This is a genomic window from Actibacterium sp. MT2.3-13A (genome assembly GCF_018139985.1).
Taxonomy (GTDB): Bacteria; Pseudomonadota; Alphaproteobacteria; order Rhodobacterales; family Rhodobacteraceae; genus JAGSOU01.
Genome location: NZ_JAGSOU010000002.1, coordinates 151705 through 173616 on the forward strand (window position 1 = coordinate 151705; position 21912 = coordinate 173616).

A 21912-nucleotide genomic window follows, 5' to 3' on the forward strand; every position below is an offset into this window, starting at 1 on the left:
TTTTTGTTTACGCAGGACAATCGAGCCGCATAGGGTTGCCCGACCTCGACAGCCCTTGCCGCCGGACCCTGCACATGAGCGATTCCGACCTGCGCCTGATCCCGATCCACCGCCTCGCCCAGGGCGGGCGCTGGCGGGTGGAGGCGATGCGCAGCTATTCGGTGGACCAGCTGTTGTGGTTCACCCGCGGCCAGGGCCGGATCACCGTTGCCGGCGTGACCCGCGGCTACGGCGCGCATAACGCGGTGTTCATCCCGGCCGGCACCATGCACGGCTTCGAGATGACGCCGCAGGTCTTCGGCACGGCGGTGTTCTTTTCCCGCGACCACGGGCTGCACCTGCCCGACACGCCGCGCCACCTGCGGATCCGCGACGCCATGGCCCAGGGCGAGATCACCGGCATCCTCGAACAGCTCCAGCGCGAGGCCGACGCCGACCGCCCGGCGCGCCACCGCGCCATGCTCCATCTCTCCGGCCTGCTGGGCGTGTGGCTGGAGCGGCAATTGCTGACCAACGAGGACGCCATGGCCCCCTCGGACGCCGCCCGGAGGCTGGCGCGGCGCTACAGCGCGCTGGTCGAGCAGGAGTTCGGCACCGAGAAATCGGTCTCGGACTACGCGCAGGCGCTGGGCGTGACGCCGACCCACCTGACCCGGGTGTGCAAGGAGACCTGCGGGCGCACCGCCTCCGACTTCCTGGCAGACCGCAAGATCGCCGAGGCCCGCCGCCTGCTGGCCGACACCAGGCTGCCGGTCAAGCAGATCGCGGCGGGGCTGGGTTTCGCCTCGGCGGCCTACTTCACCCGCGCCTTCCAGCAGCGCGCGGGCAAATCGCCGATGGCCTTCCGCCGCGCCGGTTGACGCTTCGACAATCGAAGCTTTTGGTTGCGCTCCGGCGCGATGTCGTTTTTGTTACAGGCAGATGTCGCATTCCAGCCGACGGCACGCCGCGCCGGCCGATCGACCCATGCGCGACTCGCGGGCCTGATGCGGCTATACTGGGAGCATTGTCTTTCCGGCCCGACCGCCGAGACCGCGGCAACCGGGCCGAGGAGCGGGGCTCCGACGCAGCAGAACCGTCACACCGTCTCACAGGGAGCAAGACATGAAGCATTCCACGATCAACGGCAAACCGCTGCACCCCGCAGTGAAGATGTATGCCGGGGAATTTCGGGCCGGCCTGCTCAGCCGCCGCGAATTCCTGTCGCGCGCCACCGCGATGGGCGCCACCGCCGCCGCGGCCTACGCGCTGGGCGGGATCGACAGCCCCGCCGGCGCGGCGGGCTACGAACTGGCCACGCCGAAGCAGGGCGGCACGCTGCGGATCCAGATGAACTGCCGCGAGCTGAAGGACCCGCGCACCTACGACTGGTCCGAGATCGCCAACGAGACCCGCGGCATCCTCGAATACCTCGTCGAGGTGCGCCGCGACGGAACGCTGCACGGTATGCTGCTGGAAAGCTGGGAGGCCAACGACAACGCCACCGAATACACGCTGAACCTGCGAAAGGGCGTCAAGTGGAACAACGGCGACGATTTCACCGCCGAGGACGTGGCCGCCAACATCATCGGCTGGTGCGATGAATCCGTCGAGGGCAACTCGATGACCGGGCGGGTGGGCACCCTGATCAAGGACGGCAAGGCCGCCCCCGGCGCGGTCGAGGTGGTGGACAGCCACACCGTCAAGGTCAAGCCGCTGACCCCGGACGGGACGCTGATGTTCGGCATGGCCGACTACCCCGCCGCGATCCAGCACCGCGACCTGATCGGCAGCTCGCTGGCCGATCACGGCGTGGGCACCGGCGCCTACAAGTTCGAGGAGTTCAAGGTCGGCGAAAAGATCGTGCTGGTCCGCAACGCCGGGCATGCCTACTGGGGCAATGCCTATCTCGACCGGATCGAGTTCCTCGATTACGGCACCGACCCCTCGGCCTGGCTGGCCGGCGCCGACGCCGACGAGTTCGACGTGACCTACGAGACGGTATCCGATTTCATCGACATCTTCGCCTCGATCGGCTGGATCGAAAGCGAGGTGGGCACCGCCGCCACCGTGGTCATCCGCCCCAACGCAGAAACCGAGGTGGGCGGCATCAAGCCCTACGCCGACAAGCGCGTGCGCCGGGCGCTGGCGCTGGCGGTGGACAACAACGTCCCGCTGGAGCTGGGCATCTCGGGCCGCGGCACGGTGTCGAACAACAACTACCACGTCGCCAACGGTGTGCATCCCGACCATGCCGACATCCCCGCGCATGAAAAGAACGTCGAGGAGGCCCGCCGCCTGATGGAGGAGGCCGGAATGATGGATTTCGAGCATGAACTGATCTCCATCGACGACGATTACCGCAAGAACACCACCGACGCCGTGGCGGCGCAGCTGCGCGACGCAGGCTTCAAGGTGAAGCGCACGGTGATGCCCGGCTCGACCTTCTGGAACGACTGGCAGAAATACGCCTTCTCCTCGACCAACTGGAACCACCGCGAGACCGGCATCCAGTTGCTGAATCTTGCCTACCGCTCGACCGCGGCGTGGAACGAGACCGGCTTCCGATCGGCCGAGTTCGACGCGCTGCTCGACGAGGCGACCGCCATCGCCGACAGCGCGACGCGGCGCGAGGTCATGGCCCGCCTGGAGCAGATGATGGTCGACGAGGGCGTGGCGATCATCCCCTACTGGCGCTCGCTCTTCCGCCATTACAAGGAGGGCGTGGTCAACGCCGAGATGCATCCGAAGTTCGAGATCAACGTTCACCATCTGGGCTGGGCCTGAGCGCGCCGGGACGGCGCGCGTCGCGCGCGCCGTCCCGGCCCCTCCGGCGACAGCCGGCATGAACAACCGCAAGCCGCGCCCGATCCGGGCCGCGGCAAGCCACAGGGGAACAGATGGGACCATTCATCCTCAAACGCCTCGGCGTGATGCTGCTGACCGCGCTGTGCATGACGCTGATCGTCTTTTTCCTGACCAACCTGCCGCCCAACCTCGAAAAACTGGCCAAGACGCAGCTCGGCGCCCGCATCACCGATGCGGAGGTGTCCAGCTGGCTGGAGCGCAACGGCTACGCCCAGCCGATGCTGGCGCGCTACGGCGAATGGCTCGGGGTGCTGCCGGGCTACACCTATGAGGCCGCGAACGGAACGCGGAGCGGCCGCTGCGCGCGCCTGGCCGGCGATGACGGGGCGATCCCGCGCCATTGCGGCGTGCTGCAGGGCGACTGGGGCTATTCCACCAAGTTCCGCGTCCCCGTGACGGAGCTGATCGGCGAACGCCTGGCCCGCACCGGCATGCTGATGTTCTGGGCCTTCGCGGTGATGGTGCCGATGGCGCTGATCATCGGGGTGGTGGCGGGGATGCGCGAGGGCTCAGCCACCGACCGGACGCTCTCGACCTTCGCCATCGCCTCGACCTCGACGCCGGAATATGTCTCCGGCGTGATCTTCGTGGTGATCTTCGCCTCTTCGATGGTCGGGCTGAAATGGTTCACCGGATCGGCGAAATCGGCGGTGGACGGCATCACCTTCGAAAACTTCACCCTGCCGGTGATCACCGTCGCGCTGTACGGCATGGGCTACATCGCGCGCATGACCCGGGCCTCGATGGCCGAGGTGATGACCGCGCAATACATCCGCACCGCCCGGCTGAAGGGCGTCAGTTTCCGCAACATCGTGCTGAAACACGCGCTGAGAAACGCCCTGATCGCGCCCTTCACCGTGATCATGCTGCAATTTCCCTGGCTGCTGACCGGCGTGGTGATCGTCGAGGCGCTGTTCGTCTATCCCGGCTTCGGCAACGCGCTGGTCGAGGGGGCGTCGAACAACGACATCGAGCTGCTGATGGCGGTCTCGGTGGTGGCGGTGGTGGTTGTGCTGGTCACACAGCTGATCTCCGACATCGGCTATGCGCTTCTCAATCCGCGCATCCGCGTCAACTGAGCGAAAGGGGAGCAGACGGATGGAACCCTTGACCTGGACGGGCGCGATCGGCCCGTATCTGAACCCCGCGCTGGGCCTCGCCGTGGCGGTGCTGGCGCTGTCGATTCTGACCCATGCCGGGCTGGCGATCGCGCGGTTGGGTGGCGTCGCGCGGCCTGGCGCCGGGGCCGCCGGCAGCCATGCCGCAGCCGCAGCCGGCCGGGTGACGCGCTGGAGCCTTTTCGCCGTGCTGGCGCTGATCGTGATCTACCTGGTCGCGGGCATCGTGGCGCCGGTCGAGGCCAAGGGCATCATCGGCCGCATCTCCACCCGCTTCCTGCCGGTCTGGATCGCGCTGGCCGCGACCTTCGCCCTGTCCATCGCCTTCAAGCGCCGGCTGGGGCTCTACGGCAATCTGTTCGACAACAGGGTGGGGATGATCGGCTTCGCCCTGGTGATGTTCTGGGTCTATTCGGCGCTTTTCGCGGATGTGATCGTCACCCATGACCCGGTCGGCGACGTTATCTCGGGGATGAAGAACAAGGCGCCGGGCACGCCGCTGCGCAGCCCCGGCGAAGGCGTCTACGGATACTACCTGCTGGGCGGCGACGCGCTGGCGCGCGACGTGTTCTCGCGCATGGTGGCAGGCGCGCGGGTGGTGCTGACCATCGCGCCGGCGGCGACGCTGTTCGCCTTCATGGTGGGGATCACGCTGGGCGTGCCCGCGGGCTATCTCGGGGGCAGGTTCGACACCGCGCTCTCCTTCGTTGCCAATCTCGTGCTGGCCTTCCCGGTGATCCTGCTGTTCTTCCTGCTGGTCACGCCCGAGATCATCGCCATGGGCGTGCCGAAATACATGGCGGAGGTGCTGTTCCTGTTTCCGGTCGTCTTCCTCGTGATCCTGTGGAATTCCCGGTTCCACACCAGGCCGATGACACGCAACATCCATGTCGGGCTGACGGTGCTGATCGGCGGCTGGCTCTATCTGGGGCTCGCCTGGGACGCCGACCCGCTGGGGCTGGTCTCCATCCCCGGAGGGGTGCTGATCGTCTTCGTCTCGGTGGTCTTCGTCAATTCGCCCACCGTGTTCCGTATCGTGCGGGGTCTGACGCTGGACATCCGCACCCGTGACTATGTGGCCGCCGCCCAGACCCGCGGCGAGGGCGCGTGGTACATCATGCTGTGGGAGATCCTGCCCAACGCGCGCGGGCCGCTGCTGGTCGATTTCTGCCTGCGCATCGGCTACACCACGATCCTTCTGGGAACGCTGGGCTTCTTCGGCCTCGGCCTGCCGCCCGACAGCCCCGACTGGGGCACCTCGATCAACGCGGGCCGGGGGTTGCTGCAATTCTTCCCCTTCCCGCCGCTGGTGCCCGCCGTCGCCATCATGAGCCTCGTTCTGGGGCTGAACCTGCTGGCCGACGGGCTGCGCGAAGAAAGCCTGAAGGACTGAGGGAGAGGGATCATGGCGAAATGGCAGTATGACGGCCCGGTTCTGGAGATCGACCGCCTCTCGATCAGCTTCTTCACGCGGCTGCGCGAGATCCCGGCGGTGATGGATTTCTCGGTCACCGTGCAGCCGGGCGAGGCGGTGGGCCTCGTCGGCGAATCCGGCTGCGGCAAGTCCACCGTGGCGCTGGGGGTGATGCAGGACCTCGGCGTCAACGGCCGCATCGTTGGCGGCACGATCAGGTTCAAGGGCCGCGACCTCGGCGCGATGTCCGAGACCGAGCTGCGCGGCCTGCGCGGCTCAGAGATCGCGATGATCTACCAGGAGCCGATGGCCAGCCTGAACCCCGCCATGCGGGTCGGCCGGCAGCTGATGGAAGTGCCGATGATCCACGAGGGCCTGTCGGCAAAGGCGGCCTACGATCGCGCGCTGGCGATGGTCGAGGACGTGAAACTGCCCGACCCCAAACGCATCCTGAACAGCTATCCGCACCAGCTGTCGGGCGGGCAGCAGCAGCGCATCGTCATCGCCATGGCGCTGATGTCAAAGCCCTCGCTGCTGATCCTAGACGAACCCACCACCGCGCTCGACGTCACGGTCGAGGCCGCAGTCGTCGCTCTGGTCAAGGAGCTGGGCCGGAAATACGGCACATCCATGCTGTTCATCAGCCACAACCTCGGGCTGGTGCTGGAGACCTGCGACCGCATCTGCGTGATGTATTCCGGCGAGGCGGTGGAGCGCGGCTCGATCGGGGACGTGTTCGACGAGATGCGGCACCCCTACACGCAGGCGCTGTTCCGCTCGATCCCGCTTCCCGGCGCGGACAAGAACGCGCGGCCGCTGGTGGCGATCCCGGGCAATTTCCCCCTGCCCCACGAACGGCCGCCGGGATGCAACTTCGGTCCCCGCTGCGACTATTTCGAGGCCGGGCGCTGCGACGCGCAGGACGTCCGCATGACCCCCGTGCACGGCAATGACCGCCACGAGACCCGCTGCCTGAAATTCCGCGAAATCGACTGGAGCGCACCGCCCGCGCCCCCCGCCCGCAGCGAAACCGCCGAGCCGGGCCCTGTCGTGCTGAAGATGGAGCAGCTCAGGAAATATTACGAGGTCGCGGCCAGCAAGATCTTCGGCGGCGGCGCGAAACGGGTGGTCAAGGCGAACGAGACCCTCTCCTTCGAAGCGCGCGAGGGCGAGACGCTGGCCATCGTGGGCGAATCCGGTTGCGGCAAGTCCACCTTCGCCAAGGTGCTGATGGGGCTGGAGACCGCCACGGGCGGCACGATCCTGCTCGACGGGCAGGAGATCCAGGACATCCCCATCCAGAAACGCGACACCAGGACGGTCTCGGACATCCAGATGGTGTTCCAGAACCCGTTCGACACGCTGAACCCCGCGATGAGCGTGGGCCGGCAGATCATGCGCGCGCTTGAGGTCTTCGGCGTGGGCGGGACCGAGGCCGCGCGACGGCAGAGGATGCTGGAGCTGCTGGACCTGGTGAAACTGCCCCGCGAATTCGCCGGCCGCATGCCGCGGCAGCTGTCGGGCGGGCAGAAACAGCGCGTGGGCATCGCGCGGGCCTTCGCCGGCGGCGCGCGGATCGTGGTCGCGGACGAGCCGGTCTCGGCGCTGGACGTCAGCGTGCAGGCCGCGGTGGCCGACCTGCTGCTTGAGATCCAGCGCGAGAACAGAACGACGCTGCTGTTCATCGCCCATGACCTCAGCATCGTGCGCTATCTCGCCGACCGGGTGATGGTTATGTATCTCGGCCATGTGGTCGAGATGGGAACGACCGACCAGGTGTTCTCGCCCCCCTACCACCCCTATACAGAGGCTCTGCTTTCGGCGGTGCCCATCGCCGACACCCATGTCCAGAAACAGCGCATCGTGCTGGAGGGCGACGTGCCCTCGGCGATCGACCCGCCGCCGGGCTGCCCGTTCCAGACCCGCTGCCGCTGGAAGGCCGAGGTGCCGGGCGCGCTGTGCGAGACGCAGGTGCCGCCGATCCGCACAGTGCAGGGCGGCCACCAGATCAAGTGCCACCTCAGCGAGGACTGGCTGGCCCGGATGGAGCCGGTGATCCGGATCGCCGCGGAGTGACGCAAGGGCCCGGATGATTTGGCGGCGCGTTTCTGCTATGGCGGGGCCATGAGCCGTTTCGCCCCCCTGCCCGAGCCCCCCTATTACGCCGTGATCTTCACCGCGCAGCGGAGCGCGGGCGATCACGGCTACGCCGCGATGGCCGACGAGATGTCGGCGCTCGCGGCCGCCCGGCCCGGCTATCTGGGCATGGAAAGCACCCGCGACGAGACCGGCCTCGGCATCACCGTCAGCTACTGGGCCGACGAGGCCGCGCTGATCGCCTGGAAACAGCAGGCCCGGCACCTGCTGGCGCAGAAACTGGGGCACGAGCGGTGGTATGAGCATTACACCCTGCGCGTGGCGCGGGTGGAACGTGCCTATGACGGGCCCGAGGGGCGCTGAGCGTCATTCCGTCGGAAAGGCGCCTAGCTGCCCCAGATCGCGCGGACGTAGTTCCGGGTCTCGCTATAGGGCGGCACGCCGCCGTGTTTCTGCACCGCCTCGGGGCCGGCGTTATAGGCCGCCAGCGCCAGACGCCAGTTGCCGAACCGCTCGTATTGCTGGCGCAGGTAGCGCGCCCCGCCCTCGAGGTTCTGACGCGGATCATGGGGATCGACCCCCAGCTTGCGCGCGGTGCCGGGCATCAGCTGCGCCAGCCCGATCGCGCCCTTGTGGCTTTTCGCACCGGGGTGCCAGCCGCTTTCCTGTTGCACCAGCCGCAGGAACAGGTCCTCGGGCACGTTGTGCAGCGCCGCGGCGTTGCGCGCCATCTGCAGGAATTCGCCGCGGTATTTGCCCCCATAGGCCGGGCTGCCGAATTTCGACGGCGTGATCACCGGAGCGGGCTGCAGGCGAACGGAATTCGAATATTGCTGCGCGGCGCGGGTATCGAGAAGCCGGGTCTGCGACTTGAACAGCCGCGCGCGGGATTTGGAGCTGGCCGAATAGCTGTCGGCCAGCGCCGCGCCCGCCGCCAGCCCCCCCGCCAGGGCCAGGATCGCCACCCTTCGAACAAACATGTCGCCCCCCTCAGAAATCTGCGCGCAATATAACGCAAAACCCGGTTTTCACCAGTCCCCGGGCAACTTCTTGCCGAAAGGGCCGCGCGATTTGACCTTCCATTAACGCTGATGGGGTGGTGTAACCCTAGGACCAGACACACGCAGATTCGGGGAGCGACACATGGCAGGTTCGGTGAACAAGGTAATCCTGGTGGGCAATCTGGGCCGCGACCCCGAGGTGCGCAGCTTCCAGAATGGCGGCAAGGTGTGCAACCTGCGCATCGCCACCTCGGAAACCTGGAAAGACCGCAACACCGGCGAGCGCCGCGAAAAGACCGAGTGGCACTCGGTCGCGATCTTTTCCGAGGGCCTCGTGCGGGTCTGCGAGCAATATCTCCACAAGGGCTCGAAGGTCTATATCGAGGGCCAGCTTCAGACCCGCAAATGGCAGGACCAGTCGGGCCAGGACCGCTATTCCACCGAGGTCGTCCTGCAAGGGTTCAACGGCACGCTGATCATGCTCGACGGCCGCGGCGAAGGCGGCGGGCAATCGGGCGGCTACGGCGCGGGCGGCGGCGGCTACGGCGCGCCCTCGGGCGGCTACGACCAGGGGGCGCCGGGCGGCTACGACCAGGGCGCAATGGGCGGCGGCGCACCCTCCCCCTCGCGCGATCTCGACGACGAGATCCCGTTCTAAGGACTTCCCCAGCCCGCGGAGGGCGACGCGATGACATGGTCCTTCCCCATCGGACGGCTGTTCGGCTCGGAGTTGAGGGTGCACGCCACCTTCTTCCTGCTGCTGCTCTGGGTGGGGGCGGTCGCCTATGCCGAGGGCGGCCCGGCGGCGGCGGTGGAGAACGTGCTGTTCATCGTGGCGCTTTTCGCCTGCGTGGTGGCGCATGAGTTCGGCCATGCCCTGACCGCGCGGCGCTACGGCATCAGGACCCCCGACATCACCCTGCTGCCGATCGGCGGCATGGCCCGGCTGGAACGCCTGCCCGAAAAGCCGCTGCGCGAGATCGCGGTGGCGCTGGCCGGTCCCGCCGTCAACGTGGCGATCTGGGCGGCGCTGACGCTGATCACCGGCGTGCAGTCCCAGATCGACGCCCTCGGCGCGATCGAGGATCCGGGCGTCGGCATCGTCGAGCGGCTGGCCGCGGTCAACCTGTTCCTGGCGCTGTTCAACCTGTTGCCGGCCTTCCCGATGGATGGCGGGCGGGTGCTGCGCGCGGTGCTGGCGATGGGGATGAGCCGGGTCAAGGCGACCCGCGTCGCGGCCGGTGCGGGGCAGGTGCTGGCCTTCCTCTTCGGCTTCCTCGGCCTGACCGGGGGCAACCCGATCCTGCTGTTGATCGCGGTGTTCATCTTCATGGCGGCGGCGGCCGAACGTTCGGACGTGGCGCTGCGCGCGGCGGCGCGCAGCCTGCGGGCGCGCGATGCGATGATCACCAGCTTCGAATCCCTCCGCCGCGACGACAGCCTTCAGGCCGCCAGCAACGCCCTGATCCGAACCACGCAGCACGAATTTCCGGTGCTCGACGCCGGGGGCCGGCCCGAGGGCGTGCTGACCCGCGGCGCGCTCTTCACCGCGCTCAACAGCGCGCAGCCGCCGCATCATGTCGGCGAGATCATGGCCGGCCCGCCGCCCAGCGTCGCGCTGACCGCGCCTCTGGACGCCGCGCTGGACGCGCTGTTCCAGGAGACCGCCGCGGCGGTGGCGGTGGTCGCACGCGACGGGCGGATGGTCGGCTACATCACGCGCGAGAACATCGGCGAACTGATGGTCGTCAGCGGGCAGGAGCGCTAGCGTCCGCCCGGGCAGCGCCGCCCCTCCCCACGGTGAGGGCGCGATCGCGCCAATCGGGGGCAGGCACCGCCCCAGGCGCACGAACCTCTGCGCGCGGCTCTTGTCACTGGCAGTATATCCGCGCCCTGCGGGAGCGTTTCATGGTGCCGCGGCTCAGCGCGCGGCCAGCGCCTCGTCCAGCACCGCGCGCAGCGCCTCGCGGTCCACTTCCGAGGTCACGAAGGCCCGCCCGATGCCGCGCGCAAGAATGAAGCGCAGCTTGCCGTCGAGCACCTTCTTGTCCTGCGCCATCAGCCCGATCAGGGCCTCCGTTCCGGGCAGGTCGCCGGGGATGTCGGCCAGATCCTTTTTCATGCCCATCTCGGCCAGATGCGCGCGCACACGCGAGGGCTCCTCCTGGGCACACAGCCCCATCCGCGCCGACAGCTCGAACGCCAGCGCGCAACCGATCGCCACCCCCTCGCCGTGCAGCAGCCGGTCCGAATAGCCGGTCGCGGCCTCCAGCGCGTGGCAGAAGGTGTGGCCGAGGTTCAGCAGCGCGCGGTCGCCCTGCTCGGTCTCGTCGCGCACCACGATCTCGGCCTTCATCTCGCAGGAGCGGCGCACCGCGTAGGCGCGCGCGGCCATGTCGCCGGCCGCCAGCGCCGGGCCGTTCGCCTCGAGCCATTCGAAGAACTCGGCGTCGCCCAGCAGCCCGTATTTCACCACCTCGCCATAGCCAGCCAGGAAATCGCGCGCCGTCAGCGTGCCGAGGATGCCGATATCGGCCAGCACGAGGCTGGGCTGGTGAAAGGCCCCGATCAGGTTCTTGCCGAGGGGCGAATTGATGCCGGTCTTGCCGCCGACCGAGCTGTCCACCTGCGCGAGCAGCGTCGTGGGCACCTGAACGAAGCGAACGCCGCGGCGAAGAACGGCCGCGGCGAAGCCCGCCAGATCGCCGATCACCCCGCCGCCGAAGGCCAGCACCATGTCGCGGCGCTCGACCTTCTGTTCGATCAGCCATTCCACGGCGCGGCTGAACTGCTCCCACCCCTTGGTGGCCTCGCCCGGCGGCAGGGCCAGAGCGACCATCTCGATGTCCGCCCCGGCCAGCCCCGCGCGCAGGGCGTCCAGATGCAGGGCGGCCACGGTCTCGTCGGTGATCACCGCCACCCGGGGCCGGCTGAGAAGCGGCGCGATTTCCTGCCCTGCGCGGCCGATCAGCCCCTCGCCGATGCGGATGTCGTAGGCGCGGCCCTCCAGTGGAACGTGAACGGTCTGCATGTTCTCAGGTCCTTTCCAGCACGTCCGGCCGCGTCTCGAGCGCGGCGATCACGGCGTCGGTCATGTCCTCGATCGAATATTCCGGGCGCCCCTCGACCACCAGATCGGCCTGTTCGTAGAACGGCACCCGTGCCGCGTGGATATCGGCGAGCGTCTGGTAGGGGTTCGCGGTGCGCAGCAGCGGGCGCGTGTCGCGGTGGCGGACGCGGTTCCACAGCAACTCCAGATCGGCCTTCAGCCAGACCGACACGCCCTTTTCCGTGATGATGCGGCGATTGCGCTCCGACAGGAAGGCGCCGCCGCCGGTGGACAGCACGCCGCGCTCCTCGTCCAGCAGGCGGGCGATGACCTGGCTTTCCTTCTCGCGGAAGAACGCCTCGCCGTCGCGCTCGAAAATCTCGGCGATGGACATGTTTGCGGCCTTGACGATCTCTTCGTCGCTGTCGAGGAAGGGCACCTCCAGCCGCCGGGCCAGCGCGGTTCCCACCGCCGTCTTGCCCGCGCCCATCATGCCCACCATCACGATCGTCTTTTTCAGCCGCCAGCCCAAGATGGGCGCCCTCCTGCCTGATTTTCGCATCGGCCCCCTGAATGGCGTGAAGTCGCGGGAAATGCCATATATAATCGTGACAAGCGCGGCATTCGCGCAGCAACGGGACAGAAAAAGAGGCAGTTCTATGAGGCGGATTTTCAAGGCACTCGTCTTCCTGGCAATCCTCGGCCTGATCGGGCTGGCGGGATTCGCCTATCTGGGATTGGGCAACATGGCGCCCGAGCGGCACGAGGTCAGCGTGCCGGTGACGCTCGATGTCGATTAAGCGCGCCGCGCGGGCGCTGTGCGTCGGTCTTGCGCTCGCCGGGCCGGCGCGCGCCGAGCCGCCGTTGTCGGCCATCGACTGGCTGTCGGATTCGGTCGCCGAGCCCGCGGCCCCGGCCCAGCCCCGCCCCGGTGAGGAAGTCCACGGCGCCGCGCCCGAGCAGATCAGCGTCACCGCCCTCGACGGTCCGCGGCTGGATGCAGTGGGCCTGCTGCCGCCCGCCGTCACCGGCCTGCCGGCCGACGCATGGGGCGACAGCGACATCGACGAACTGGTGCGCCTGATCCAGGCCAAGCGCGCGCCGCGCCTGCCGGCCACGGCGGGGCTGCTCTACACCCTTCTGCTGGCCGAACTGGACCCGCCCGCCGGCAGCACGCAGGACGGGCGGCTGCTTCTGGCCCGGCTCGACACGCTGCTGGCGCTGGGGGCGCTCGACCAGGCGCAGGCGCTGCTGGAGCGCGCGGGCCCGACCGACGCGGCGCTGTTCCGGCGCTGGTTCGACGTCTCGCTGCTGACCGGCCACGAGGACCGGGCCTGCGCCGCGATGCGCGCCGCCCCCGACATCGCGCCGACCTTTCCCGCCCGCATCTTCTGCCTTGCGCGCGGCGGCGACTGGAACGCGGCGCTGCTGACGCTGGACACCGCCAAGGCGCTCGGCTTCGTCACCGAGGAGGAGGACGCGCTGCTGATCCGCTTCCTCGATCCCGAGCTGTTCGAGGGCGAACCGCCCCTGCCCGTGCCGTCGCATCCCAACCCGCTGTTCTTCCGCATGTTCGAGGCGATCGGCGAGGCGCTGCCCACCACCACCCTGCCGCTGGCCTTCGCGCAGTCCGACCTGCGCTTCACCGCCGGCTGGAAGGCGCGGATCGAGGCCGCCGAGCGGCTGGCGCGCAGCGGCGCGATCGACGCCAACCGCCTGCTCGGGATCTATACCGAGCGGATGCCGGCGGCCTCGGGCGGGGTCTGGGACCGGGTCGAGGCGGTCCAGGCCTTCGACGTGGCGCTGCTGTCGGGCGATCCCGGCGCGGTGGCGCGCGCCCTGCCCTCGGCCTGGGCCGCGATGGAGGAGGCGGGCCTGGAGGTGCCCTTCGCCACGCTCTACGGCGAGCGGCTGGCGCGCCTGCCGCTCAGCGACGTGCCGCGCGCGCTGGCCTTCCGCATCGGGCTGCTGTCCGACAGCTACGAGGCGGTGGCCGCCGCGCATCGGCCCGACACCCCGCGCGAGGCGTTCCTGGCCGGGCTGGCGCGCGGCGATGTGAGCGGGCTTGAGCCCCCCACCCCTGCCGCCGCCGCGCTGGCCGAGGCCTTCGCCGGCGCGGATCCCGGCCCGCAGCTCGGCGCGCTGCTGGAGCGCGGCCGGCTGGGCGAGGCGCTGTTGAACGCGATCGCCCTGATCGGCACGGGGGCGGTGGGCGACCTGGGCGACCTGACCGCGGGCGTGGCGCTGCTGCGCGCCGTGGGGCTGGAGGACGCGGCCCGCCGCGCGGCCCTGCAGATCGTGATCCTGGAGCCCAAGGCATGACCCCCGAGGCCGCCCGCTGGATCCAGACCTTCCTTGAGGCCCAGGCGGCCGAACTCGACGCCGCGCAGAACACGCTGCTGGCCTATGCCCGCGACCTGAAGGATTTCGCGGGCTGGCTGAACGGGCGCGACCTGGCCACCGCCAGCCGCGCGCAGATCGAGGGCTACCTGGTGCATTGCGACGCCCAGGGTCTGGCGCGCGCCACCCGCGCGCGGCGCCTTTCGGCGATCCGGCAGCTTTACCGCTTCGCCTATGAGGAGGGCTGGCGCGCCGACAACCCGGCGTTGCAGATCAAGGGGCCGGGCAAGGCCAAGCGCCTGCCCAAGACCCTGAGCCACGCCGAGGTGGACCGTCTGCTGGAGGCCGCCGCGCAGGGCCGCGACGCGCTGCGCAACGCCTGCCTGATGCAACTGCTCTACGCCACCGGCATGCGGGTGAGCGAGCTGGTGGGCCTGCCCGCCGCCGCCGCGCGCGGCAACCCGCGGATGCTGCTGATCCGCGGCAAGGGCGGCAAGGAACGCATGGTCCCCCTCTCGCCCCCGGCGCAGGCGGCGCTGGCCGCCTGGCTGGCCCGCCGCGACGAGGCCGAGGACGCCGCCAAGGCCGAGGGCAGGCCGGCCAGCCGCTTCCTCTTCCCCTCGCGCGGCAAGGAGGGGCACCTGACGCGCCACCGCTTCTACGCGCTGGTCAAGGAGCTGGCCCTGGCGGGCGGGGTCGATCCGGCGAAGGTCACGCCGCACACCCTGCGCCATGCCTTCGCCACCCACCTGCTGGAGGGTGGCGCCGATCTGCGCGCGATCCAGACCTTGCTGGGACATGCCGATATCTCGACCACCGAGATCTACACCCATGTCCTGGACGAGCGGCTCAAGGCGCTGGTGCTGGAGCATCACCCGCTGGCGCGCGAGCCCTGACTTGATCGCCCGCCCCCGCGCCCCCATAAACGTTGCCACACCGCCACGAGGATCACGATGGACAGCACACCCGGTTTCCCAGCCACACTCGACGCCGCCTTCTGGCTAACCACGGGCGGCATCCTGGTGCTGCTGCTGCTGTCGGCCTTCTTCTCGGGCTCCGAGACCGCGCTGACCGCGGCCTCGCGCGGCAAGCTGCGCAGCCAGGCCGACCGGGGCAATCCCGGCGCCATCGCCGCGCTGAAGATCACCGAGGACAACGAGAGGCTGATCGGCTCGGTCCTGCTGGGCAACAACCTGGTGAACATCCTGGCCACCTCGCTGGCCACGGCGCTGTTCACCCGGCTGTTCGGCGAGGGCGGCGTGGCGCTGGCGACGCTGGTAATGACCTTCCTCGTCCTGATCTTCGCCGAGGTTCTGCCCAAGACCTATGCGATCACCAATGCCGAACTGGCCGCCGCGCGGGTGGCCGGGCCGATCCGGGTCGTGATCCTGCTGTTCTCGCCGCTGGTGGGCGCGGTGCGCGCCTTCGTGCGGCAGGTGCTGTCGCTCTTCGGGGTCAAGACCGATCCCGACAGCCACATCCTCGCCGTGCGCGAGGAAATCGCCGGCGCGCTGCAGATCGGCCGCTCCGAAGGCGTGGTGGAGAAGGAGGAGCGCGACCGCATCCTCGGCGCGCTGGACCTCAGCGAGCGCTATATCGAGGAGATCATGCTCCACCGCTCGCAGATCGAGATGGTGGATGCCGACGACGACCCCGAGGCGATCCTGTCGCAATGCCTGTCCTCGCCGCACACCCGCCTGCCGGTGTTCCGCGGCGACCCCGAGAACATCGTCGGCGTGGTCCATGCCAAGGACCTGCTGCGCGCGGTGGACAAGCTGCTGCGCGGGCCTGAGGCCTCGGAAGAGGGGCTGCGGAACTTCCGCGTGACCGACGTGGCGATGAAGCCCTATTTCGTGCCCGAGACCACCACGCTCGACGACCAGATGCGCGAGTTCCTGCGCCGGCACACCCATTTCGCGCTGGTGGTGGACGAATACGGCGCGCTGCAGGGGCTGATCACGCTGGAGGACATCCTCGAGGAGATCGTGGGCGAGATCACCGACGAGTTCGACATCAACGCCGAGCACCCGATCCGGCGCACCGAGGACGGCGCGCTGCTGGTGGACGGGGCGATGACCATCCGCGACCTCAACCGCGCGACCGACTGGTCGCTGCCCGACGACGAGGCCAACACCGTCGCCGGGCTGGTGATCCACGAGGCGCAGATGATCCCCAGCGAGGGGCAGGTGTTCTCGTTCCACGGCTTCCGCTTCGAGGTCAGCGCGCGCAAGGAGAACCGCATCACGCGGCTGAAGATCCGGCCGCTGTAAGGAAGGGCCCGGTCGAGGGGGCTTTGCCCCCTCTGGCCCCTTCGGGGCCATTCACCCCCAGGATATTTTAGGCCAGATGAAGAGCGCGCCGCTTGCGACCGGCGCGGATCAGACGCCGAGGGAGACGACGGCCGTGCCGGAGCGTGGATCGGTCAGCCCCAGTCCGCCGCCCAGATCCTCAAGCTTGTCACGAACGCCGTCGAGCGTGGCAATCATCTGCGGACGCGCGGCGATCAGCGCGTCGATGTCTTCCCATTCGCCGATGACGACGAATTCGCCGTCTCCCGTCTTGACCAGATGGAATGATTTCATCCCCTTGAACGCGCTGATATCCCGGCCCCGGTGGAATGCGACGAAGGCGTCCTCCTCCCCGGGTTTCAGCTTCATGCGAACGACGTTGAAAGCAGCCATGGTTTCCCCTCCCTGGTGATCGAAAACCTCGTGACCGGGCAATCATACCACAGTTGGCGCCCTTCGTTTGAGATCCGGGGGCTTTGCCCGCTCTGACCCCTGCGGGGCCACTTGCTGCCAGAGTATTCGGGCCAGGGAGAAGGCGGTCAGCGGCGCTTGAGCAGGGTGCCGAAAAGGCCCCGCACGAGGCGGCGGCCGGTGGTGCCCTTGAGTTCCTTGACGAGCGCGGTTTGCAGCGCCGAGGCGAGCGTGTCGTCGGCAGGCGGTTCGCGGCGACTGCGGCCGCCGGAATAGCGGCGCGCGGCGCTGAATTCGCGCGGGGCGGTTTCGGTGGCGGCCTGAGCGGCCCGGCGGGCCAGCATCTCATGGGCGGAGTCGCGGTCGAGGCGGGTCTCGTATTTGCCGGCCAGCGGCGAGGCGGCGATCAGCCGCGCGCGCAGGTCCGGATCGATCGGGCCGAGCTGGCTGGCGGGCGGGCGGATCAGCGTGCGCTCGGCCATGCCGGGGGTGCCCTTGCGCTCCAGCAGGGAGGTGACGGCCTCGCCCACGCCGACCTCGCGGATCGCGGTTTCGATGTCGAAGCGGGGGTTGTCGCGGTAGGTCTCGGCGGCGAGGCGCAGCGCCTTGCGGTCGCGCGCGGTGAAGGCGCGCAGCGCGTGCTGGATGCGGTTGCCGAGCTGACCGAGGATGTCCGCGGGCACGTCGGCGGGGTTCTGGGTAATGAAATAGACCCCCACCCCCTTGGAACGGATCAGGCGGGCCACCTGCTCGACCTTGTCGATCAGCGCCTTGGGGGCGTCGTCGAACAGCAGATGCGCCTCGTCGAAGAAGAAGACCAGTTTCGGCCTGTCGGGGTCGCCGACCTCGGGCAGTTCTTCGAACAGCTCCGACAGCAGCCACAGCAGGAAGGTGGCGTAGAGCCGCGGCGCGGCCATCAGCTTGTCGGCGGCGAGGATGTTGACCCGCCCCCGCCCGTCGGCATCGCGCAGCATCAGGTCGGAGAGCGCCAGCGCCGGCTCGCCGAACAGCTGCGCGCCACCCTGGTTCTCCAGCACCAGAAGCCGGCGCTGAATGGCGCCGATCGAGGCCGCCGAGACATTGCCGTAGCGCAGGCTGAGCGCGGCGCGGTTCTCGCCCACCCAGACCAGCAGCGATTGCAGGTCCTTGAGGTCCAGCAGCGGCAGGCCCTGTTCGTCGGCCACGCGGAAGGCGATGTTCAGGATGCCCTCCTGCGGCTCGCTCAGCTCCAGCAGGCGCGAGATCAGCAGCGGGCCCATTTCGGCCACGGTGGTGCGGATCGGGTGGCCCTGTTCGCCGAAAAGATCCCAGAAGGTGACCGGCGCGGCGCGGTAGGACAGGTCGAGCCCGATGGTCTGCGCGCGTTTCGTGAAGGCGTCGTGGAGCTTGAAGTCGACCGAGCCGGCCGCCCCCAACCCGGAGAGATCACCCTTCACGTCGGACAGGAAGACCGGAACACCCGCGGCCGAGAACCCCTCGGCCAGGATCTGCAGGGTCACCGTCTTGCCGGTGCCCGTGGCCCCCGCGATCAGGCCGTGCCGGTTGGCATATTCCAGCAACAGGTTCTGCGCCAGCGCATAGCCCTCGCCGCCGCCGCCGATGAACACCCCGTCCGCCATGTCGCGCCCCTCCTGCCTGTCGCGATGCGCCCGGCTCCACCATACAATCTTAACGCCGCCGTGCCAGTCTGCATGCACCGGAGACGGCCGCGTCCTGCGGCCGGGCCGGGCTTCCTCCCTGTGGGACTGGCCGCGCCGCATCCGGCGCGGTCTTTTTTTCATGCGAAAACATTGAGCTGAACGCCCAAATATTCTCTGTTGACGGGTTGGGGCAAAGGCCGTAGCGTCACGTTCAATGACTAAGTCGGCCAGTCCGACGGGGAGAACACACTTACGGAAAGGGGCCGTTCCGCGGCCCTTTTTCTCGTTGGTGACAGGCCCGGCGTAAAACCGCCGTGATCGCCCGTCCCGTCCGGGATTTCGGCCTGACACCGCCGGGCCCGCGTGATACATCGGCCCCGATGAAAATTCTCAGAAGGCAAAGATGACATGCGTGATCTTTTCAAGACCCTGATCTGCGTTCTGGCCCTTGGCGCGGCGACGCCGGCATTGGCCCAGGACGCGGCAGCACCGCAAGCCGATCCCACCCTCTCGTTGGGCCAGCAGGAGGGCGAAGACAAGGTCGGCACCACCTATGTCAAGGAAGAGCACGGCGACTGGCAACTGCGCTGCGTGCACGCGCCCGAGGGTCAGACCGATCCCTGCCAGCTCTACCAGCTGTTGTCGGATGCGGAGAACAACCCGACCGCCGAGATCAGCGTCTTTGCCGTGAACGGCGAGCAGGGCGCGGTGGCCGGCGCCACCATCGCCACGCCGCTGGAAACGCTGCTCACCCAGCAGCTGCGCCTGGCCGTCGATGCCGGCAAGGCCAAGGTCTACCCCTTCACCTGGTGCAGCCAGGCGGGATGTTTCGCCCGCGTCGGCTTCACCGCCGAGGATCTGGCCGCGCTCAAGGGCGGCTCGAAGGCGACCCTGACCATCGTGCCGATGGCTGCGCCCGACCAGACCGTCGACCTCGACATTTCGCTGAAGGGCTTCACCGCCGGCTTCGACGCGGTGCGCGCGAACAATCTGCCGGCCAAGTGATCCCGGACAGAGCCGGACGGAACGCGAAACGCCGCCCCCCGTGGGGCGGCGTTTTCACATTCGCCAATCGCGTCCGGCGCGGCGGCTAGATCTTGCGCAGCGCCAGCACCGCGTTCAGCCCACCGAAGGCGAAGGCGTTGGACAGCACGACATCGACATCGGCCTCGCGCGCCTCGTTCGGAACCACGTCGAGCGAGCATTCCGGGTCGGGCTCCTCGTAGCCGATGGTGGGCGCGATGACGCCGTCGCGCAGGGCCATGATGCAGGCCAGCAGTTCGACCGCGCCGGTGCCGCCGATCAGGTGGCCGTGCATCGACTTGGTCGAGGAGATCATCAGCCGGTCGGCATGCGCGCCGAAAACATCGGCCACGGCGGCGCATTCGGTCTTGTCGTTGGCCGCGGTTCCGGTGCCGTGGGCGTTGATATAGCCCACCGCCTCGGGCGACAGGCCCGCATCGCGGATGGCGCCGGAGATGGCGCGCGCCGCGCCCTGCTTGCTCGGCATGACGATGTCCGAGGCGTCCGAGGTCATGGCGAAGCCAACCACCTCGGCCAGGATATCGGCGCCGCGGGCGCGGGCGTGCTCGTATTCCTCGAAGACGAAGATCGCGGCCCCCTCGCCCTGCACCATGCCGTTGCGGTTGGCGCTGAACGGGCGGCAGGCGTCCTTGGACATCACGCGCAGCCCTTCCCAGGCCTTCACGCCGCCGAAGCACAGCATCGATTCCGACCCGCCGGTGACCATCACCGGGGCCATGCCGCTGCGAATCAGGTGAAACGCCTGCCCCATCGCGTGGTTCGACGAGGCGCAGGCCGTGGCCACGGTGAAGCTCGGCCCCTTGAGGTTGTATTCCATCGAGACGTGGCTGGCCGCGGCGTTGTTCATCAGCTTGGGCACGACGAAGGGGTGCACGCGGTTCTTGCCGTCCTCGTAGACCGAGCGGTAGTTCTCGTCGAGCGTGTTCATGCCGCCGCCCGAGGTTCCCAGCACCACGCCCGAGCGCGCCGCAAGTTCGCCCGTGAAGGTCAGGCCCGATTGCGCCAGCGCCTGTTTCGCGGCGAGCAGGGTGAACTGGGTGAAGCGATCGTAGAGCGCGATCTGCTGGCGGTTGAAATGCTCCTCGGGGGTGTAGCCGCGCACCTGCCCGCCGATGCGGATCGACAGGCGGTCCACGTCGCGGATGTCCAGCTCGCCGATGCCGCAGCGCCCTTCGCGCATCGCCTCCAGCGTGGCGGGCACGTTATGGCCAAGCGCGTTGATCGTGCCCTGGCCGGTGATGACGACGCGCTTCATGCTTTCTGGTCTGCCACCAGCCCCTCGATCGCAGCCACGATGGTGGCGACCGACGAGATGTCGAACTCGCTGGACGCGGGGTCATTGGCGTTGAACGGCACCTGGATGTCGAAGGCCTCCTCGATGGCGAAGATCGATTCAACCAGCCCGAGGCTGTCGATCCCCAGATCCTCCAGCGTGCTGTCCATGGTCACATCCGCCACATCCAGCACCGCCTGTTCGGCGATGATCCCGATCACCTTGTCCTTGACGCTTTGCGACATGGCTTTCCCTCTGCCCTTGCTTTGGCGTTGATTTAGTCGCTCTCGCCGGTCTTTGAAACCGCTTTTTGCAGCGCGGCCACCTGCGCGAACAGCCGCGGCAGCCGGCGCAGGCCCTTGTAGATCTCGATATGGCTCTCCATTTTCATCGCCGGATAGCCCAGAACCGCCCGGCCCGCGGGCACGTTGGACAGGATCTTGGTGCCGCCCCCGGCGACCACGTCACTGCCGATAACCAGGTTGTCGGCCACGCCCACCTGACCGCCGAACACCGCCCGGTCCCCGATCCGGGTCGAGCCTGCCACGCCCACCAGCGCCGCGAACAGGCAGTCGCGCCCGGTCACCACGTTATGGGCGAGATGCACGAGGTTGTCGATCTTGCAGCCCGAGCCGACCTCGGTGTCGCGAACCGTGCCGCGGTCGATCGCCGCGTTGGCGCCGACCTCGACATCGTCGCCGATCCGCACCGAGCCCAGCGAATGGATGCGCGTCCAGCTTTGCCGCGCCGCCTCCTGCACCTGGCCCATGGTCTCGCGCACCTGTTCGACGGTGGATTTCTCGGGGGTGACGAAGGAAAAGCCGTCGGCGCCGATCACCGCGCCGGGCTGGGCGATGAAGCGGTCGCCGATCACCACCCGCGCGCCGATCCGGACCCCGGCGCAAAGCAGCGCGTCCTCGCCGATCCGGGCGTCCTCGGCGATCGACACATGCGCGGCGATACGCGCGCGCGCGCCGATCGTCGCGCCGCGGCCGATCACCACGAAGGGGCCGATCGCCGCGCCCGCGCCGATCTCGGCCGAGGGGTCGATCACCGCGCTGGGGTGGACGCCCGGCGCGATCTCGGGGCCCGGGTCCATCAGCCGGGTGAGGCCCGCCATCGCGTAGCGCGGGCGCGGCACCAGGATCGCGGCCTCCAGCCCCAGCGCCTGCCAGTCGGCCCCGGCCCAGAGCACCGCCGCGCGGGCCTGCCCGCGGGCCAGCCCCTCGGCGTATTTCGGATCCATCGCCAGCGCCAGCTGATCGGCGCGCGCGCCGGCCGGTTCGGCCGCTCCGGTCACGCGCAGCGACGCATTTCCCACGGCCTCGGCCCCGAGGGCGTCGGCGATTTCCGCGATGCTATAGGCCATCATGCCCCCTTTTGCGTCTCA

At 68.7% G+C, this 21912-nt stretch carries 21 protein-coding genes; 13 read left to right on the forward strand and 8 right to left on the reverse strand.

What is annotated here, in order from left to right; translation table 11 throughout:
* Positions 1–74: 74 nt before the first annotated feature.
* The 6 genes from KCI33_RS02795 (at position 75) to KCI33_RS02820 (ending at position 7839) form a co-directional block, all read left to right on the forward strand.
* The gene (locus KCI33_RS02795; protein ID WP_212523228.1) at positions 75–860 is read left to right on the forward strand and encodes an AraC family transcriptional regulator; all 786 of its coding nucleotides are present in this window, start codon (positions 75–77) and stop codon (positions 858–860) included.
* Between the two features lie 244 nt (positions 861–1104).
* A complete protein-coding gene (locus KCI33_RS02800) occupies positions 1105–2766 on the forward strand; it encodes an ABC transporter substrate-binding protein (RefSeq protein ID WP_212523229.1) in 1662 nt (553 codons plus the stop codon).
* 113 nt (positions 2767–2879) lie between these two features.
* Positions 2880–3926 (forward strand): ABC transporter permease, encoded by a 1047-nt coding sequence (locus KCI33_RS02805; RefSeq protein WP_212523230.1) that lies wholly within the window; start codon positions 2880–2882, stop codon positions 3924–3926.
* 19 nt (positions 3927–3945) lie between these two features.
* Positions 3946–5358, forward strand: a complete 1413-nt coding sequence (locus KCI33_RS02810; RefSeq protein WP_212523231.1) for an ABC transporter permease — start codon at positions 3946–3948, stop codon at positions 5356–5358.
* A 12-nt stretch (positions 5359–5370) separates the two neighbouring features.
* Complete coding sequence (locus KCI33_RS02815) at positions 5371–7455, forward strand: ABC transporter ATP-binding protein (protein ID WP_212523232.1); 2085 nt, start codon at positions 5371–5373, stop codon at positions 7453–7455.
* A gap of 48 nt (positions 7456–7503) precedes the next feature.
* A complete protein-coding gene (locus KCI33_RS02820; RefSeq protein ID WP_212523233.1) occupies positions 7504–7839 on the forward strand; it encodes an antibiotic biosynthesis monooxygenase in 336 nt (111 codons plus the stop codon).
* A gap of 23 nt (positions 7840–7862) precedes the next feature.
* On the opposite strand, the gene KCI33_RS02825 is transcribed toward KCI33_RS02820, so the two are convergent.
* Positions 7863–8456, reverse strand: a complete 594-nt coding sequence (locus KCI33_RS02825) for a lytic transglycosylase domain-containing protein (protein WP_212523234.1) — start codon at positions 8454–8456, stop codon at positions 7863–7865.
* 163 nt (positions 8457–8619) lie between these two features.
* Here KCI33_RS02825 and KCI33_RS02830 point away from each other — a divergent pair, with 163 nt between their 5' ends.
* Both KCI33_RS02830 and KCI33_RS02835 read left to right on the forward strand, forming a co-directional pair.
* Positions 8620–9135, forward strand: a complete 516-nt coding sequence (locus KCI33_RS02830) for a single-stranded DNA-binding protein (protein WP_212523235.1) — start codon at positions 8620–8622, stop codon at positions 9133–9135.
* 30 nt (positions 9136–9165) lie between these two features.
* Positions 9166–10245, forward strand: a complete 1080-nt coding sequence (locus KCI33_RS02835) for a site-2 protease family protein (protein WP_212523236.1) — start codon at positions 9166–9168, stop codon at positions 10243–10245.
* A gap of 153 nt (positions 10246–10398) precedes the next feature.
* Here KCI33_RS02835 and aroB read toward each other — a convergent pair whose 3' ends face one another.
* Positions 10399–11508: a 3-dehydroquinate synthase gene (gene aroB, locus KCI33_RS02840; protein WP_212523237.1), complete on the reverse strand. Its 1110-nt coding sequence runs from the start codon at positions 11506–11508 to the stop codon at positions 10399–10401.
* 4 nt (positions 11509–11512) lie between these two features.
* On the reverse strand, positions 11513–12088 hold the full coding sequence (locus tag KCI33_RS02845; RefSeq protein WP_212523238.1) for a shikimate kinase: 576 nt from the start codon (positions 12086–12088) through the stop codon (positions 11513–11515).
* A 97-nt stretch (positions 12089–12185) separates the two neighbouring features.
* Between KCI33_RS02845 and KCI33_RS02850 the strand changes: the two genes are divergently transcribed.
* From KCI33_RS02850 to KCI33_RS02865, 4 genes are read left to right on the forward strand one after another with little or no spacing between them, the layout of a single operon-like run.
* Positions 12186–12326, forward strand: coding sequence for a hypothetical protein (locus tag KCI33_RS02850; protein WP_212523239.1), 141 nt, complete (start codon positions 12186–12188; stop codon positions 12324–12326).
* On the forward strand, positions 12316–13848 hold the full coding sequence (locus KCI33_RS02855) for a hypothetical protein (RefSeq protein ID WP_212523240.1): 1533 nt from the start codon (positions 12316–12318) through the stop codon (positions 13846–13848). Before KCI33_RS02850 ends, KCI33_RS02855 begins: the two co-directional genes overlap by 11 nt.
* Entirely contained in the window at positions 13845–14762 is a 918-nt protein-coding gene (locus KCI33_RS02860) for a site-specific tyrosine recombinase XerD (protein WP_212523241.1), read from the forward strand. The genes KCI33_RS02855 and KCI33_RS02860 overlap by 4 nt, the downstream gene beginning before the upstream one ends.
* 57 nt (positions 14763–14819) lie before the next feature.
* On the forward strand, positions 14820–16136 hold the full coding sequence (locus KCI33_RS02865) for an HlyC/CorC family transporter (RefSeq protein ID WP_212523242.1): 1317 nt from the start codon (positions 14820–14822) through the stop codon (positions 16134–16136).
* Positions 16137–16244: 108 nt separating this feature from the next.
* On the opposite strand, the gene KCI33_RS02870 is transcribed toward KCI33_RS02865, so the two are convergent.
* Together KCI33_RS02870 and KCI33_RS02875 are read right to left on the reverse strand one after the other, a co-directional pair.
* Entirely contained in the window at positions 16245–16547 is a 303-nt protein-coding gene (locus tag KCI33_RS02870) for an antibiotic biosynthesis monooxygenase family protein (protein ID WP_212523243.1), read from the reverse strand.
* 146 nt (positions 16548–16693) lie between these two features.
* Complete coding sequence (locus tag KCI33_RS02875) at positions 16694–18184, reverse strand: helicase HerA-like domain-containing protein (RefSeq protein ID WP_212523244.1); 1491 nt, start codon at positions 18182–18184, stop codon at positions 16694–16696.
* Between the two features lie 429 nt (positions 18185–18613).
* Between KCI33_RS02875 and KCI33_RS02880 the strand changes: the two genes are divergently transcribed.
* Positions 18614–19210, forward strand: coding sequence for an invasion associated locus B family protein (locus KCI33_RS02880; protein WP_212523245.1), 597 nt, complete (start codon positions 18614–18616; stop codon positions 19208–19210).
* Positions 19211–19295: 85 nt separating this feature from the next.
* Here the strand turns inward: KCI33_RS02880 and KCI33_RS02885 are convergent, their stop codons facing one another.
* Genes KCI33_RS02885 through KCI33_RS02895 form a run of 3 tightly spaced genes read right to left on the reverse strand, consistent with a single transcriptional unit; the run spans position 19296 to position 21891 of the window.
* Entirely contained in the window at positions 19296–20504 is a 1209-nt protein-coding gene (locus KCI33_RS02885; RefSeq protein WP_212523246.1) for a beta-ketoacyl-[acyl-carrier-protein] synthase family protein, read from the reverse strand.
* Complete coding sequence (locus tag KCI33_RS02890) at positions 20501–20767, reverse strand: acyl carrier protein (protein ID WP_212523247.1); 267 nt, start codon at positions 20765–20767, stop codon at positions 20501–20503. The genes KCI33_RS02885 and KCI33_RS02890 overlap by 4 nt, the downstream gene beginning before the upstream one ends.
* Positions 20768–20799: 32 nt before the next feature.
* The gene (locus tag KCI33_RS02895) at positions 20800–21891 is read right to left on the reverse strand and encodes a UDP-3-O-(3-hydroxymyristoyl)glucosamine N-acyltransferase (RefSeq protein WP_212523375.1); all 1092 of its coding nucleotides are present in this window, start codon (positions 21889–21891) and stop codon (positions 20800–20802) included.
* Positions 21892–21912 lie beyond the last annotated feature (21 nt).